Here is a 14,689-nt window from a genome sequence, read left to right as displayed (position 1 = left end):
ATCCCGCTCACAACCCGCCGGTCATCTACTCTCGGAACCCCGTGCCACAACGGGAAGTACGGCGATATGCGCGCCATCTGGCACTCGCTCAGCAGAAACAAATCACCCATCACGGCCTCCTTCAGCAAAGACCGTGAATCGCAGATCAAACCAAATTAATAGGTCCTGAGCCTAGAGGTGGGGTAGCCAATAACCTCAACAATAACGTCGATAATGATCAAGTCACGGCTCCGGTGCGATGTCCAATGGCAAGCTGGCCGGTCTGGGATTACAAATAGATGTACGAGACATCTACCGCCAGTAACCGCTTGCCGTCGGCAGACCAAAATGCGTTCACGTTCATGCTATAAGCAAGGTAGCGAAAAGCTCGCCGCACCACGCCCCGCGTAGGAAACTTCGGCCCATTCGTGCCTATCAGATGCGATGCTGAAACGCGCAGCATACCTGTTCGGTCAGTATGGGGGCGCGCGCTGCTGAAGTTCTCCGGCACGCGGAAGCCCTGCGCTTCAAACCACTCCGTGGCCGCTGATAAATCGTCGTACGAAGCCAAGAGCCTGAATATACAGACTTCGGCCTCTTCCTTGTTGTCGATTTTATCCCAGTCCATTTCCTTGAGGTTGACGGGACCAGACAGCTTGGGCTTCTTAAGGCACGATGCGGCGTCTGGAAAATCCATCAGCGCGACCTTCTGGGCGGCTGATAGCTTGCGTTTTTGTATCTTCTGGAAGGCCGGGGTTCCGAGGCCGGGTTCGGAAATATAGGAAACCCAAAACAGCTTCGCGCCATAGTAGCCGTAGCCTGCCAGTTGGAACCCAAGAAAAGCCAGCACTGCATAGGCCGCATAGTTCAGAAACCGGAATTTCCCGTCGCGTCTGCGCAGCTTCTCAAAGTAAGGAAGCATGCCGGCCGACCGACCAGCCAGAACCCAATAAAGATAGCTGACCGCTGCGGCTGAAAGAAGAACGGTAACCACGGCTCCCATTCGCGTGGCCAGCAGCCCGGCCGCAGACCAGATCACAAGGTAGGGCAGCCAACTCCTTATCGAGCGCCATTCGCATATCCCGGCGGCCAGCACCATTGGGACAGTTCCAAAAAAGAGAAATCCCGGTGCGCGGAAGAACACGCCCCATAGAAGCGCATCAGGGATGCTCCCCGGTGAGAAGATCAAATTTGGTGCCGCATTGAAGAGTTCAAAAAGGGCGGCGAACACCACCAGACACAGAGCGGTGGCGGCTGTGACCCGCGCCAACCTCAGAAGAACTGCCATCAGAACCTGCCCTTTAAACTGCTGCGGTGACTGACGGTAGCCATTTGGCAACCAACCATTACCGACCCCACCCAGTTCGAAATATCGTAGCGTAAAAGTCCCCGGTCTCGCTGCTGAACGCAAATGCAACGTACGAACTGTGGCCCGCCTCTGGTGTATCAAGCCGATAGCACGCGTTTGTCTCCTTCACTTGCTCCGGTTTATCTGGGCAAGCCGTGGACGTATTCTCCGAGGGGGCGAATGCCCATCCGGCCATGAGGGCGGGAATATCTGACAAGTCTGCTTTTCCCGCGCATTGGGTAAAGTCTTCCTGCCAGCCCCGGCTGTGGCAATTCAGATTTGACACGGATGATGGAAGCTCGGGTATCTGCAAAAGAGCAGCGGTCCGGGAAGATGCAGTGGGCATATATTTCATTGCCACCACCGCTCCAACGATCACCGCCCCACATGCCATCCAATAACTGAAGCGCATTGCTACCCCCATATGACCACTCCCCGGGCGATTATTGACGCGACTTCCGCCAGCCGGCCCGGCGCGCTTCCGCCTCGCTACAGAACCAGCGTTCGCCGTGCTGGTGCGATATGCGCGTCTTCTGATAGAACTTCTGGCCCGGCACATGATAGATGCGCTCGCCGGTATCAATCGAGATGTTCCCTTTGATGTTGCAGTCCGAGCCGGGCAGCATCGCCACCAAAGGCGCTGCGGACAGTTCGGGCTTCGCGCCGGAAGACCAGCCGAACGAAATGGCGGACGCCCCTATCAACACAGCGGGAAAGAACAGACGGCCGATAAGCCGGCCGGGCTTGGGCTGGCGATAGCGGTTTCGTTGGGCGCTGTGGCCCTATGGTAATTCCCTGCCATGCGGCCATTCTGGCATCCACGGGCTAAGGTCCAGTTGAGTCTATCGCTCGCATTTGATGCGTTGTGGTGATTGGGACATGGGTTCAGCGGACACCAGTCCTGCGAGTCGGGATGCGCTGGAAAGCCCTGAAGCCATCAGAGTAGAAAAATCACAAAGTGGGGATGAAATCACGATCCATCATTAATGTGCAGTGATTTCAATAAGTTGGAAGGGTGATCTGGCGGGCCGAAGCCGATGAAACAGAGAACTACACCTACGCTATAGCGTAAGCGCTGTTCCGGCGGCACCTTTCGCGCGTGGTCGTGAGCGACGATGTTCGGAGCCTTTGAGGGCTTCGACACATGACGATTTCAGAGTTTACGCTTAAATCCAGCGATCCTGAGCCCGCGCGGCGGTTCGAGGTTTTCACGGGTTCCGGCCGGCGGCGCGAATGGTTGCCGGAGGAGAAGGCTCGGATCGTGGCGGAAAGCTACGATGCCGGCGAGACCGTGAGCGCAGTGGCCCGGCGATATGCATTGTCCCCGCAGCAGTTGTTCGCCTGGCGTCGGGCCGCGCGTCAGCCATTGGCGGGAGCGCCGGCACCGGAGCCATTGTTTGTTCCGGCGGTGATTGCGGCGCCGGAGCCTGAACCGTCGGGGAAGCGCGCGAGATCGACGCGGAAGCGGAAGGCCGCGCCAGACGCCGGCGTGATCGAGCTGGAGATCGACGGCGTTGCGATGCGGGTCGGCCGTGGCGCCGACGCCAGGACGGTTGCGACGGTGATCCGTGCGTTGAAGGCAACGTCGTGATCGGGCCGACTGGCGCCGTCAAGGTCATGGTGGCGACAAAGCCGGTGGACTTCCGCAAAGGCGCGGAGGGGCTGGCCGCGCTGGTGCGCGAGACGATGGGCGCCGATCCGTTCAGCGGTGCGGTCTATGTCTTCCGTGCCAAGCGCACGGACCGGATCAAGCTGATCTTCTGGGACGGCACCGGCGTCTGCCTCTATGCGAAGCGGCTGGAGGATGGCGAGTTCCGCTGGCCGAAGGTGCAGGACGGGATCATGCGGCTGACCGCCGCGCAGCTGTCGGCGCTGCTCGAAGGTCTCGACTGGCGACGGGTCCATGAAGCCCGCCCGACGCGCGTTCCGGCGCAGGCGGGTTGATCCGCGACCAAGTGAATCAGCCCGGATTCCACGGTCGCCCGGTGCCGGCGAATATGGTCTGATCCGCTCATGGCGATGACGGCGGACCAGCTTCCCGACGATCCGGATGCGCTGAAGGCGATGGTCCTGGCGCGCGACGTCGAGAATGCGCGGCTGATCCAGATCATCAGGGAACTGCAGCGTCACCGCTTCGGCCGGCGCGCCGAGACGCTGCCGGAAGACCAGTTGCTGCTGGGCCTCGAAGAGGCCGAGCAGATCGAGGCCGCCGGCGAGGAAGAGGCCGAACGTGTCGACCCGCGCGAACGCAATGAGCGCGCCACAAAGCGGCGAGCCAACCGTGGCGCGCTGCCGGCGCATCTGCCTCGTATCGAAACGATCGTCGACATCGACAATCACGTCTGTCCGTGCTGTCGCAATGGCCTGCACCGGATCGGCGAGGATGTGAGCGAGCGGCTCGACATCGTTCCGGCGCAGCTGCGCGTGATCGTGGTGCGCCGGCCCAAATACGCCTGCCGCGCCTGCGACGATGTGGTCGTTCAGGCTCCGGCTCCCGGCCGGCTGATCGAAGGCGGCCTGCCGACCGATGCGACCGTCGCCCAGGTGCTGGTCTCCAAATACGCCGATCACCTGCCGCTCTATCGCCAGGCGCAGATCTACGCCCGGCAGGGCATCAATCTCGACCGCTCGACGCTCGCCGACTGGGTCGGCCGCGCCGCCTGGCACCTGCGTCCGGTGCACGAGCGACTGCTGGCGAAGTTGAAGGCTTCGCCAAAACTGTTCGCCGACGAGACGACGGCGCCGGTGCTCGATCCCGGCCGTGGCAAGACCAGGACCGGGCAACTCTGGGCCTATGCCCGCGATGATCGGCCGTGGCAAGGAGCCGACCCGCCGGGCGTCGCCTATGTCTATGCGCCGGACCGAAAGGCCGAACGTCCGATCACTCATCTGGCGGGCTTTACTGGCATCCTGCAGGTCGACGGCTATGGTGGCTATCGCGTGCTCGCCGACAAGAGCGGTGCCACGCTCGCCTTCTGCTGGGCACATGTGCGCCGCCGCTTCTACGAACTTGCCGCAGCCGGTCCCGCGCCGATCGCCAGCGAGGCGCTCCGGCGGATCGCGGAGCTCTACAGAATCGAAGATGACATTCGTGGACGATCGGCGGAGCAGCGTCGTGCCGTGCGCCAGGAAAAGAGCCTCCCGATCGTCGCCGATCTCGTACCCTGGCTGCGCGAGAAGCTCGAGCTGATCAGCCAGAAGACAAAGCTCGCCGAGGCGATCCGCTACACGCTCTCGCGCCGGGATGGCCTCTCGCGCTTCCTCGACGACGGTCGCATCGAGATCGACAGCAACACCGTCGAACGTTCGATCCGCCCGATCGCGCTGAACCGCAAGAATGCACTCTTCGCTGGATCGGATGGCGGCGCCGAGCACTGGGCCGTCGTCGCTTCGCTGATCGAAACCTGCAAGCTCAACGGCGTCGAGCCGCTCGGCTACCTCGCCGACGTGCTCACCAGGATCGTCAACGGCCACCCCAACAGCCAGATCGACGATCTCCTCCCCTGGGCCTACATTCAGGCTCCCGAGTTCAGGGCCGTGGCCTGACAACAGCGCTTACGCTATAGCCCTACAAAATGGAGGCTAGAAATAGGTGCCCAACGGGGGTGGAGGGATGCCGGGACGCTCGCGTCCCGGCCCTAAACGTTCGCGCGCCCGCGAAAAATCCAGAGGCTAGATTGCCTTTTCCGTCGGCTCCGGATCGTCAAGCGTGATCCCATCGAAAAAGAAACGAACTACGTAGCGATCAAAGGGACCAAGTGACCTAATCGCTAACACTGCCTCTTTTCCGATATTCTTAAAGCGATCAATTGCCTTCAATAGGTCCATGCTAGGGTCTTGAAAGTCAATTAAGCCAGATAAGTGGATTTTTTTGGAAATCATGCGTGGCAAGCCATACTCTTCGAGATGGTAGACTGCACTCGGTAAAAACGCTCTGCTCATTCTACCAATAAAGGCAGAAATATCGATTGATGGATTAATAATCATCTTATGAAGTTCGTTTGTATCGCTCAGAAGGGCCGCCAACTTGAACGTCATAGTCCGTTCGAGCTTGAAAAAATCGTCAATATCGACGCCATCACCTTTAAGGGTCGATATTAGTTGAGGCAAATCACGATCCCAATTGTGCGCCATAGCCTTAGTTGCCGTCACAAGTTTGCCAAATTGCGTATCCCAATTTCCGGGTTTAAGTCGTAATACCCTGTAGAGCATATTGTCCCAGTTATCGGGGTCGCTGGAGTTCAGATAACCAAAGCCACGCCATTCGTCGGGATTATCTCTCATATCCATTGCTAGCCGAAGCAAGAAATCCGCATCGCTATCTTGCAGGATGTTGTCGCGCTTTATGCGCGCAAAATTTTCGTCCCCAATGATTGCCGACATTTGTGTGCGATACTCAATTATCCGCTCCACTTGCCGATCCGTGAGTTGATCTGAATCCCGAACCTCATCGAGAGTTCCAAGTATTTCCTCTGGGAACTCAATATCAAGCTGAACGTCCTCAGATTTTGGCGGGGCGTCAAGAAGGTATATGTTTCCGACGAAATACTTAAACATTCGACCGCCACGACCGATGATATTCTTATATGTAAAGTCTTTAAGATTTGTGTTTCCTAGCTTGCTTTTCCACACAATGACATTTTGAGCAGATGTATTGACGCCTTCTATTATTGATGATGTGGATACAATGCTATCAAATCCGTCTTCATACTCGAAAAGACGTATTTGTAGCTGGCTGAGGCACCGATGCATGCTGCCGTTATGAACGCCAATTGCACGATCAACTAAATCGGCCAAACTCCAGTCCGACTGATAATTTTGCCTAAGCCACTTAGAGAAATGGCTTGTATATATACGATCAACAGGTTGAATCTTTGATATAACAAGTTCAGATATTTTCTTTATTTCAGAGTATGTCCCTGCATATATCAATGACTTTTGTGTCTGCTGAGAAATTAAATCGATTAATTTTTCACCCTTCTTGGATTCGTCTTTCCCGAACTCCTTATATGGCTCCTTAATATCAAGATATACGGTATTAAAGTCTAGAAGCTCGACGAATTCCATGTCGCGAGTAAAGGCGTTGTCGCTCAATTTTTTGATGTTTGGCGCGAGGTAATACCTCTGTTTTGCCTTCTTCGAGAGCTTCAGGATCGCTTTGATGAGCGCAGGCGCACGATCACGGTCATGTTTTTGGCTTGCCTTGTAAAACTCATCGACCACTAACAAGTCTATGCTGTCAAGCGCATCAAGATAGCCGAAGGCACGCTCCTGCGGAAATATAAGGATATTTTTTATTCCAAGTTTCGTATCGGGCGCTGTGACGATTGTATATTCTTCGGAGAATTTTTTGAACAATCGGCGGCGCGTTTCGTCCATCAGGGCAATAGTCGGGACGATGATCACTACATTGCTCGGCCTTTTGGCTGCAATGAATGCATCAATGACAAAACTCTTTCCAAAGCTAGTCGGAGCGCTAATCGCTATGTTCTTGCCATCCAAAAGCTTGGCGAGAACGCTCGACTGCTCGCGATGGAGTGTTGCAACGCGTCGACCAACATCAACTTCAAATGCATGATGAACATATTTCTGATCCCATGAAGCGTTTGCCAGTTGCAGGTAGGGGAATAGCCCAGTCGCGCGGATCATATGATTGACCACTTGCGGATAAGGAGTTTTGGAATGATCGAGGTCTGCCAGTAGGCGGATCAGGAGATTTCTGGCGGCGATCTCGTTCTTGAGCGTCAGAAGCCTGTTTATCTCGTAGCAGGTATCAAAAATATCCATCAGCTCTGCCCCTTATAGAAAGCGACGGCTTGGACGAAGGCGCTGACGATTTTCTTCTTGCTAGGGACTGGAAACAGGATGATGTGAAAATTTAGATCGTCATACTTATGGACCGAGCTCGATTTTGCGATTTGCTTAAGAAAATAAGCGTCCGCACGGCTTTTATGAAACTTGATAATTTCCGCCTTATAGGCGTCGCTGAGGTCTTTTGCGCCTGAGGTAATCGAGCATTCGTGCAAAAGCAGGATTGGAATATGAATTTTTGCCTTCAAGTTGTCGATGGACTCTCTGTTGTCCAAAGCGGCTTTTATTTTGGCTCGTAGATCTGGCGCGATTGGTAGGCCGTCAAGATCAGATACGCTGGTTATAATGGCATTTTCTTTTTTTAACTTGTCAGTCGAAAGTGAATTCATGACCGAGGTTACGACGGAATCCAAGCGAGCATCGGCAATGGAATTGTAGAATTTTGCCTCTCCAAACCAAAGCGTAAAATCGTCTCCATCAACGACGATATGAACACTGTCCGCCCCCTTGGCGTTATCCTGAACATTTTGCTTATAAAAAATTTTCGGCACTACGGGCAGTGCGCCAAAGCGATGACGCATCAGGCCATACAGAAATACTTCAGCAATCTCACTGCCCTGTCCGATTTCATCATTGTCTGTAAGCCTCAGATTCTGAGCTGCCGCGATCAGACTGCTGTGGCTTTGATCGACAAGAGAGGACCGTTCTTTCTCAGATAGGGCAGTTTGAGCGATGTTATCCCACAAGTAATTTTGAAATTTTGGATAACGCCATTCCGCATCCTCAAAGTCATTTATTAAACTTATTATACGACTATTGACGACTTCTGTGAGCTGAGCTGTCGATGTTACTGAAGAAAGAGAGTCATCTATCAAAACTTCAAATGCCAGCCCAGACATAAAAATAGACTCTCCCATCGAGACTGTCCCCGTCAGATGACGCTACAATTTGGGAGGACACATGACTAGGTATTTTGTCGATGACCTCAGCGCAGATCATTGCCCTGTCACTGACGCTCTCTGATTGGTTCGTTAACACAGGCCTTAGGGCTCCGCCCTCAGCGCACTTCGAAAGGCTTCCGCCCAGCTTCCTCCGCGCTTGACGCGCTCCGTGCAGCCGGTTCCCCGCGCAGCCTCCCTCCGTTTGCACACCCGGTCTCGGCGACGGCCAGAAGGTCAGGCGCGGCGTTCCGCTTCGCTGACCTTCAGACCCGAGGATCAGAGACATGACCAACGTATCCGACAGCAGCCTCCGCATCTATGTTGCTTGCCTTGCAGCTTACAATAGCGGCTTTCTGCATGGGGCTTGGATCAACGCGGATCAGGACGTCGACCAGATCAGGGGCGAGATTGCCACGATGCTTGCCCGTTCCCCTGTCGAGGACGCGGAGGAATACGCCATTCACGACTATGAGGGCTTCGAGGGCGTCAGCATCTCCGAATATGCCGGCATCGACAGCGTAGCGCGGATGGCGGCTTTCATCGCAGAGCACGGCGCGCTCGGCGCGGGCCTGCTGGAACAGTTCAGCGGCGACATGGACCAAGCCGAATCGACCTTGGAGGACTGCTATCATGGTCAGTTCGCCAGCCTTGCCGACTATATGGAAGAGTTGACCACTGAAAGCGTCACGATCCCCGAGGCGCTGCGCTACTATGTCGATTGGGACGCGATGGCGCGCGACGCAGAGATGGGCGGCGACCTGTTCACCATCGAGACCGCGCGCGGCGAGGTGCATGTGTTTTCCAACAGGTGAAAACATGGTCGCCTGTCCGCGCATTCGGGCAGGCGACTGGAAGACTCAAATCAACAATGTTAAGAAGAAAATAACTAAAAATGATCGGGTTAGCCGCTCAACGTATCTGCCATGAGCGGGTTCTATATCTCCATAAATCCGTGAACCTCTTTCGTCCGGGCGTGGTTTCGCGCGCCCCGACATCGAGAGGTAACGCCATGCTTAGCATCGACTGGCGTTTCCCGGCGGCATACAGACACGCGAAGCACATTCCGGCCGCCGGTTTCGCTTGGGAATATCTACGGCGCAACGACGAATATCGTCAGGACTTCCAGATCGTCGCATCGACCGGACAGGCGACCGGACGCGACCTTGAAGCGTTCGCCCATCGCTGGGGGTTGCGATTTCCCGTGCGACCCCGACGCGCCGCACGACCAGCAATCCCCTATCTGGACGCCGAGCCTTCAACCGCAAGCTGTGATGTTGTCGCCGGTCGATCCCGAAGACGGCGACACCGAACCGATATTGACGCTGGCGCATCTCGCCGGCCTCGACTTGCGCCGCGCCGCCGATGGCTGGCACGGCATCTGGCAGGTGGATGGCGTCGCGCATCAATTCTGGCTGTCCGAGGCGGTGCCCGACGCCGCCGCCTTCTATGCCGTCACCCTGCCGATGGATTCCTTTCTGGAGTTGCGCGCCCATGCCGCCCGCCGTCTTTGGCGGTCCCTCAACGGCCGCGCGCCCGGCCCCGATTTTCGTGCGGTTCCCGCGCAGCTCCGGCAATGGCATATCCTGTCCCTGCGCGCGCTCGACGCCCGGCTGCGCGGAGAGAGCTACCGCACCGTCGCCGAAGTTCTGCTCGGCTTTCGCGGCACCAAGGAAGACTTTGAGACCGATCCGCGCAAGAACAAGGCTCGTAGGTTGATCGCGCACGGGATCAAGATGATGCGGGGCGGCTATCGCCTGCTGCTCCACTATCCGATCAAGCCCGGTTGATCGAGAGGCGCGGCTTTCACGCTTTGTTGCCTGCCGCCTGCTCCAGAATTTTCCGATAGCCCTTATGCGATAGCCATTGCGCGCGTTCGAGATGGCTTTGCCAGCAACGGCGGGACCGAAGTTCCTCGGCCACCGGATCGCGGTGCAGCACGATTCGCGCGACTTCCCTCCAGTCCGCGCCCTCGGCCTTGGCATCGAGAAGACGCAGATAGGTGACGTAGTGCAGTTCGTCATAGACGGTGATGGTGTCGCCGGTTGGCGCTTCGTCGTCCACATCGGGATCGAGTTCGACGGGAGTTCGCATGGTCATTCCCCGTATCCGAGAGGGTTTTGTCTGCGGTGCGCCCCCGCAAACGGTTCTCTCTGACTCTTGGTGATCGGGGAGTTCGAAACCGTGACTAGACGGCCCCATGGCCTTTAGCTCGGAAAGCCTGTTGTATACGCCACAGGCACCCCGACCATAGGTCAAGGAGTGCGCTGCCGTTTCGGCCGGCAACAACCACTAGTCAGGGGTTTCGACGCCCCAGAGCAGCGCGTCTGCTCTGCCTATACCTTTAGCCAACCCGCCCGCGAATGTCTCTGGCTTTTCGGTGCGGCAGGCGTTGAGCCGCTGAAATCCCTCATCTTGTTTGCCCGCACAGCGTCCGAGGGGGGGGTGCCGCCAGCGCATAGACGCAAATGCGGCACGCTACGCGCCGCCGATCCCTCGCCATGGTTCGCCACAGTCCGCTGCCGCCCTCGGTAGCCCAATTCCGACTGGAGGTGATCCATGCCGAACCCGCTTGCGGGCCTGCCGCCGCGCCTGTTGCGCACCAAAGAAGCCGCGCGCTTCCTCGGCATATCCATCCGCACCCTTGAGAAGCACCGGACCTACGGGACCGGCCCGACCTATCGCAAGGTCGGCGGTCGCGTCCTCTACACCGTCCGCGATCTGGAGGACTGGAGCGCGGCGGGCGAGCGCAAATCCACCCGCGACAAGACCGCAGGTACGGTCTTTCCCGCGCGTCCACTCACGCCCGAAGAACGGGACGAGTGCTAGATGCTGCGCGAGGACGATCATGACCCCGCGCAGCCGACCGGGGACAGCGAGCGCAGCCGCCTAGACCCGTTCGTGGTCGCGACCGGCGATGCGCCGCCGCGCGACCAGCGCGACTTGATGGAACGGCCGTTTTTCTCGCTGGCGAAGACCCCGCGCACCAAGCCGATTCTCTATAAGGCCGCCGACATAGAGGTGCAGGTGTTCGGGATGCCCGAGCATGGCATGGCGACCATTTGGGACGCCGATGTGCTGATATGGGCGGCCTCGCAGATTGTCGCGGCCGAGAATGACGGCCTTGCCACTTCGCGCTTCGTCCGGTTCACGCCCTACCATCTGTTGCGCGCCATCGGACGCCCGACCGGCAATCACCAATACCGGCTTTTGAAAGCCGCGCTGGCGCGGCTGCAATCGACCGTCATCGCCACCACCATTCGCAACGGCCCGCATTGGCGTCGCCGGCAATTCTCATGGATCAACGAGTGGGAGGAAATGACGACGCGCGGCGGCCGCGTCGAGGGCATGGAGTTCGTCCTGCCCGAATGGTTCTACAATAGCGTCATCGACCGCTCGCTGGTCCTGACCATCGACCCGGCCTATTTCCGGCTGACAGGCGGCATCGAGCGTTGGCTTTACCGCATCGCCAGAAAGCACGCCGGGCACCAGCGCCATGGCTGGATTTTCGAGGTCGCCCACCTTCATCAGAAATCCGGCAGCCTCGCCCGGCCGTCTGACTTTGCGCTTGACCTGCGCAGGATCGCGGCCCGCCAGCCGCTCCCCGGCTACCGCCTCCAGATCGAGCGGGAAGACGGCCGTGAGTTGCTGCGCATCCGCCCCGAAAACTCATCAACAGGCACTGTTGATAACCCTGTTAATGCCATCGGCAGATCAGGCGCACGGGGTATCGGCACATCAGGCGCACGACTATCGGCAGATCAGGCGCACGAACCGCAGCTAACGCTTTGGCCTGAAACGCGGAATCCGACCGCTAACTTATCTAACAGAGAATCTTCTTTAACTGTTTCTGTGGGTGTGAAGCACGCGCCCAGTGCCACCCGCGATCATCTTGCCAATGATCGTGCGCGTTCGCAACAAGCAGCGAAAGAGCCATCCCGATCTGTCCGTCTTCCGTGGATCCCAGGCATCAAGCCGGAGGACACGCCATGAGCGGATCATCAATATCACCCCGAGCGGCTCACGCTTCTTTCCGTGGTCGATATCAGGATCGCCACAAGCAGGGATCGGAAGGTCGGGCGGCCAAGCTAACTCGCGTCCTCGCTCTCGCAGAATGCGATGCGGACAAGATTCTTTGCGTACTCACCCGAACCCTCGTCCCCTCGGGGGACATCTCTCCGCCGCAGCGGAACTCTCAGCCTATGTCAGCCGGCATCCATGCGGATGACAGGCAGACGGCCTTAGACAGCGGGAATGGGCTTCGGAGCGATTGCCTGACCGTCACCCGTCTTCCAGAGGAAGGTGGTTCCCTCGACCCAGATGCGGTGCATGAGCACGGCCATCCGGCGCGCGAGCGCGGTTACAGCCCGTTTATGCCCCCGGTTCTTCACCAGCCGCATCCCCCACGCCTTGAGCGACGACCAGCGCTTCACGCGGATGAGCAGGATGTGCGCGGCCTCGTAAAGCGCCGCTCGTGCCATCGCATCGCCGCTCTTGGACACGCGCCCGGTCCAGTCGACCTCGCCAGACTGGTAGGCGCGCGGCGTCAGTCCCAGATGTGCGCCTACCGATTTGGAGCGCCGGAACCGCGACGGCACGTCGATGGTCGCGCGATAGGTCAGCGCCACGATGGGGCCGACACCGGGAACGGTCATCAGCCGGCGGCACACGTCATCGTCACGGGCGAAGTCCATCGCCACCTTTTGCAGGTTGGTATATTCGACAGCCAGAGCGCGTCTGGCGGTCAGCATCGGGTTGAGCGCCCGCATCAGCATCGCGCGGTCGCCGGCCAGTTCCAGAACGCGCGCCTCGAAGTTGCGCTTGGATACCACGCCCATCTTCAGACCGAAGCTGCGCAGCATGCCTCTGATCGCCAGCTCGATATCCATCAGCTTGCGCACCAGCGTCTGCCTGGCCACCAGCAGGAAGCGCAGTTCCTGCGCGGTCTGCGTCTTCACATGTACGGCACGGAACCAGCCGGTGCGCATGATGTTGGCGATCCCGCGTGCATCGTTGCGGTCGGTCTTGTTCGGCATGGCCGACAGCGCCGCCTTGGCGTGCCGCGTCTCGATGCACACGACGGGCAGACCGGCTTCGGCCATGCCGCCGTAAAGCCATTGCGACGGAGCGCCGGCTTCAAGGCCGATCCGCTTCATCACCATGCCGCACTGCGCGAAGAACGCCACGAGGTCGTCCGGCTCGGAAGCAACCTTCGCCTCCTTCAGCACGGTCCCGTCAGCATCCACGATGCAGATGCTCGTCATCTCAAGGGAAACATCCAGTCCTGCGAAGTAGTCCATCTTCTCTCTCCATTCCGGTTGGTGGTGGACCGACATGAGCCGGTCAGATCACCGTTCACGGTATGGCAACAGGCGCTTTCCTCACACGCGACGAGAACAGAAACAGTTACCCCAGCTAACTCTTTTTCTTTGACGCGCGCGCAGGCGAAGCGTGGTGCCGGTTCTGCCGGGAACGGCGAGCCATGACGCCCGCCGTTGACGCAGCGCACGCGCGCAATCCCCACCAGCACATCGCCGGAGACGCACAATGACCCGTCGCGCCCACCGGAGCGCGCACGGCCGTCCGCTGCCGGACGGGCCTGCGCCCTTCACCACATTGGTCGAGCTGACCTTCGAGAAACGCAAGGTCGAGCACTGGATACGCTTCGGCCGCAAGAGCTACGAACAGATCATCGACCGCCGCCGCAGCGTCGTCGGCTTCGCGCCCGGCAGCGTCTTCGCCTTCGTCCGATGGGCGAGCGGCGACCATGGCACTGTCGTTTCCCGCATCGACATTGTGCGGGCCATCGGCCGAGGCGAGCCGTTCCAGACATTGCCCTTCGTCCGACCCGGCGGCGAAATCCTGTTGCGCCTCGATAGCTGGCCGAAGGTGCAGCGGGCGCTTGCCGCTATCGACGCCGTGGAATCGCTCGGCCTCGATCCGGCCGACGCCGCACCGGAGCACTGGCGGCATGTCCACAATCGTTTGACGGCCAATCTGGAGCCGCACGCCTACACGCCCGAGCGACATGCCGCATGGCTTCACCGCCGAAGGATCGAGCCATGACGCGCCGCCGCACCCTCACGGTGACGGTGCTCGCCGTCATCGGCATCGCCGCCACCAGCGCCGTCGATTGGCCTTTGAGGCTCATCTGGAACGCCACGGCCAGCGCGCCAGTCGGGTTCTACACCGTTGAGCCGGCCGACCGGATCGACGTGCCCGAGCTGGTCGCCATCATGCCGCCCGAACCGCTCGCCGCCTTCATGGTCGAGCGCGGTTATATCGCGCGAGGCGTCCCGTTGTTGAAGCGCGTCTTGGGCCTGCCCGGACAGCGGGTTTGCCGCGCCGGCCGCACGATCACGGTGAACGGGATCGAGATGGGCGAGGTGCTGGAGCGCGACAGCCTCGGCCGCGATCTGCCCATCTGGCAGGGCTGCCGTGTCATCGGCGACGGCCAGCTTTTCCTCATGAATTGGGAAGTCCGCGACAGCCTCGACGGCCGTTACTTCGGACTCACCCCCGCAGCTTCCGTCATCGGCCGGGCGGTCCCGCTCTGGACCGATGAGGAAGGCGTCGGCCGCTACGAGTGGCGCGCGCCGACGCACTGAAACCA

15 protein-coding genes and 2 pseudogenes are annotated in these 14,689 nt (G+C 58.9%); 10 read left to right on the top strand and 7 right to left on the bottom strand.

What is annotated here, in order from left to right; all coding sequences use genetic code 11:
- The 3 genes and pseudogenes from AC5XE7_RS15875 to AC5XE7_RS15865 form a co-directional block, all read right to left on the bottom strand.
- A pseudogene (locus AC5XE7_RS15875) lies at positions 1-110 on the bottom strand (IS5/IS1182 family transposase); the annotation flags it as partial.
- Between the two features lie 158 nt (positions 111-268).
- Entirely contained in the window at positions 269-1,267 is a 999-nt protein-coding gene (locus tag AC5XE7_RS15870; protein WP_495366758.1) for a hypothetical protein, read from the bottom strand.
- A 503-nt stretch (positions 1,268-1,770) separates the two neighbouring features.
- The gene (locus AC5XE7_RS15865; RefSeq protein ID WP_495366770.1) at positions 1,771-2,058 is read right to left on the bottom strand and encodes a sunset domain-containing protein; all 288 of its coding nucleotides are present in this window, start codon (positions 2,056-2,058) and stop codon (positions 1,771-1,773) included.
- Positions 2,059-2,471: 413 nt separating this feature from the next.
- Here AC5XE7_RS15865 and tnpA point away from each other — a divergent pair, with 413 nt between their 5' ends.
- The 3 genes from tnpA to tnpC all read left to right on the top strand — a co-directional run bounded on the left by tnpA (position 2,472) and on the right by tnpC (position 4,873).
- Positions 2,472-2,918, top strand: coding sequence for an IS66-like element accessory protein TnpA (gene tnpA, locus AC5XE7_RS15860; RefSeq protein WP_050746558.1), 447 nt, complete (start codon positions 2,472-2,474; stop codon positions 2,916-2,918).
- Positions 2,915-3,271 carry an IS66 family insertion sequence element accessory protein TnpB gene (tnpB, locus tag AC5XE7_RS15855; protein ID WP_113943066.1) on the top strand — a complete coding sequence of 119 codons (357 nt, stop codon included), beginning with the start codon at positions 2,915-2,917 and terminating at the stop codon, positions 3,269-3,271. The genes tnpA and tnpB overlap by 4 nt, the downstream gene beginning before the upstream one ends.
- Positions 3,272-3,340: 69 nt before the next feature.
- The gene (gene tnpC / locus AC5XE7_RS15850; RefSeq protein ID WP_050742833.1) at positions 3,341-4,873 is read left to right on the top strand and encodes an IS66 family transposase; all 1,533 of its coding nucleotides are present in this window, start codon (positions 3,341-3,343) and stop codon (positions 4,871-4,873) included.
- A 126-nt stretch (positions 4,874-4,999) separates the two neighbouring features.
- Here tnpC and AC5XE7_RS15845 read toward each other — a convergent pair whose 3' ends face one another.
- Positions 5,000-7,114 (bottom strand): DEAD/DEAH box helicase, encoded by a 2,115-nt coding sequence (locus AC5XE7_RS15845; RefSeq protein WP_495366757.1) that lies wholly within the window; start codon positions 7,112-7,114, stop codon positions 5,000-5,002.
- Entirely contained in the window at positions 7,114-8,055 is a 942-nt protein-coding gene (locus tag AC5XE7_RS15840) for a HamA C-terminal domain-containing protein (protein ID WP_495366756.1), read from the bottom strand. The genes AC5XE7_RS15845 and AC5XE7_RS15840 overlap by 1 nt, the downstream gene beginning before the upstream one ends.
- Before the next feature lie 308 nt (positions 8,056-8,363).
- On the opposite strand from AC5XE7_RS15840, the gene AC5XE7_RS15835 reads away from it, so the two are divergent.
- The 3 genes and pseudogenes from AC5XE7_RS15835 (at position 8,364) to AC5XE7_RS15825 (ending at position 9,866) form a co-directional block, all read left to right on the top strand.
- Positions 8,364-8,891 (top strand): antirestriction protein ArdA, encoded by a 528-nt coding sequence (locus AC5XE7_RS15835; RefSeq protein ID WP_495366755.1) that lies wholly within the window; start codon positions 8,364-8,366, stop codon positions 8,889-8,891.
- Between the two features lie 80 nt (positions 8,892-8,971).
- Positions 8,972-9,220, top strand: a pseudogene (locus AC5XE7_RS15830) (transcriptional regulator domain-containing protein); the annotation flags it as partial.
- 130 nt (positions 9,221-9,350) lie between these two features.
- Complete coding sequence (locus AC5XE7_RS15825; protein WP_495366769.1) at positions 9,351-9,866, top strand: DUF2285 domain-containing protein; 516 nt, start codon at positions 9,351-9,353, stop codon at positions 9,864-9,866.
- Between the two features lie 16 nt (positions 9,867-9,882).
- Here the strand turns inward: AC5XE7_RS15825 and AC5XE7_RS15820 are convergent, their stop codons facing one another.
- Positions 9,883-10,170, bottom strand: coding sequence for a DNA -binding domain-containing protein (locus tag AC5XE7_RS15820; RefSeq protein ID WP_495366768.1), 288 nt, complete (start codon positions 10,168-10,170; stop codon positions 9,883-9,885).
- Positions 10,171-10,635: 465 nt separating this feature from the next.
- Between AC5XE7_RS15820 and AC5XE7_RS15815 the strand changes: the two genes are divergently transcribed.
- Both AC5XE7_RS15815 and AC5XE7_RS15810 read left to right on the top strand, forming a co-directional pair.
- Positions 10,636-10,905: a helix-turn-helix transcriptional regulator gene (locus tag AC5XE7_RS15815; RefSeq protein ID WP_036284017.1), complete on the top strand. Its 270-nt coding sequence runs from the start codon at positions 10,636-10,638 to the stop codon at positions 10,903-10,905.
- Positions 10,906-12,069: a replication initiator protein A gene (locus AC5XE7_RS15810; RefSeq protein WP_495366754.1), complete on the top strand. Its 1,164-nt coding sequence runs from the start codon at positions 10,906-10,908 to the stop codon at positions 12,067-12,069.
- Between the two features lie 248 nt (positions 12,070-12,317).
- On the opposite strand, the gene AC5XE7_RS15805 is transcribed toward AC5XE7_RS15810, so the two are convergent.
- Positions 12,318-13,376, bottom strand: a complete 1,059-nt coding sequence (locus tag AC5XE7_RS15805; RefSeq protein ID WP_495366753.1) for an IS110 family RNA-guided transposase — start codon at positions 13,374-13,376, stop codon at positions 12,318-12,320.
- Between the two features lie 247 nt (positions 13,377-13,623).
- Here AC5XE7_RS15805 and AC5XE7_RS15800 point away from each other — a divergent pair, with 247 nt between their 5' ends.
- Together AC5XE7_RS15800 and AC5XE7_RS15795 are read left to right on the top strand one after the other, a co-directional pair.
- Positions 13,624-14,142: a DUF2840 domain-containing protein gene (locus AC5XE7_RS15800; RefSeq protein ID WP_495366752.1), complete on the top strand. Its 519-nt coding sequence runs from the start codon at positions 13,624-13,626 to the stop codon at positions 14,140-14,142.
- The gene (locus AC5XE7_RS15795; RefSeq protein ID WP_495366751.1) at positions 14,139-14,684 is read left to right on the top strand and encodes a S26 family signal peptidase; all 546 of its coding nucleotides are present in this window, start codon (positions 14,139-14,141) and stop codon (positions 14,682-14,684) included. The genes AC5XE7_RS15800 and AC5XE7_RS15795 overlap by 4 nt, the downstream gene beginning before the upstream one ends.
- Positions 14,685-14,689: the final 5 nt, after the last annotated feature.

The organism is Aquamicrobium sp. YD-1-mutant5 (assembly GCF_059509755.1).
Note: the sequence above shows the minus strand (reverse complement) of the source record. Positions and strands in the feature narration are given on the sequence as shown.

Coding starts and splice junctions, on each gene's coding strand:
- AC5XE7_RS15845 (WP_495366757.1), bottom strand. CDS start 7,114: ATGGATATTTTTGATACCTGCTACGAGATAAACAGGCTTCTGACGCTC.
- AC5XE7_RS15820 (WP_495366768.1), bottom strand. CDS start 10,170: ATGCGAACTCCCGTCGAACTCGATCCCGATGTGGACGACGAAGCGCCA.
- tnpA (WP_050746558.1), top strand. CDS start 2,472: ATGACGATTTCAGAGTTTACGCTTAAATCCAGCGATCCTGAGCCCGCG.
- AC5XE7_RS15870 (WP_495366758.1), bottom strand. CDS start 1,267: ATGGCAGTTCTTCTGAGGTTGGCGCGGGTCACAGCCGCCACCGCTCTG.
- AC5XE7_RS15835 (WP_495366755.1), top strand. CDS start 8,364: ATGACCAACGTATCCGACAGCAGCCTCCGCATCTATGTTGCTTGCCTT.
- tnpC (WP_050742833.1), top strand. CDS start 3,341: ATGGCGATGACGGCGGACCAGCTTCCCGACGATCCGGATGCGCTGAAG.
- AC5XE7_RS15840 (WP_495366756.1), bottom strand. CDS start 8,055: ATGGGAGAGTCTATTTTTATGTCTGGGCTGGCATTTGAAGTTTTGATA.
- AC5XE7_RS15805 (WP_495366753.1), bottom strand. CDS start 13,376: ATGGACTACTTCGCAGGACTGGATGTTTCCCTTGAGATGACGAGCATC.
- AC5XE7_RS15795 (WP_495366751.1), top strand. CDS start 14,139: ATGACGCGCCGCCGCACCCTCACGGTGACGGTGCTCGCCGTCATCGGC.
- AC5XE7_RS15815 (WP_036284017.1), top strand. CDS start 10,636: ATGCCGAACCCGCTTGCGGGCCTGCCGCCGCGCCTGTTGCGCACCAAA.
- AC5XE7_RS15810 (WP_495366754.1), top strand. CDS start 10,906: ATGCTGCGCGAGGACGATCATGACCCCGCGCAGCCGACCGGGGACAGC.
- AC5XE7_RS15800 (WP_495366752.1), top strand. CDS start 13,624: ATGACCCGTCGCGCCCACCGGAGCGCGCACGGCCGTCCGCTGCCGGAC.
- AC5XE7_RS15825 (WP_495366769.1), top strand. CDS start 9,351: ATGTTGTCGCCGGTCGATCCCGAAGACGGCGACACCGAACCGATATTG.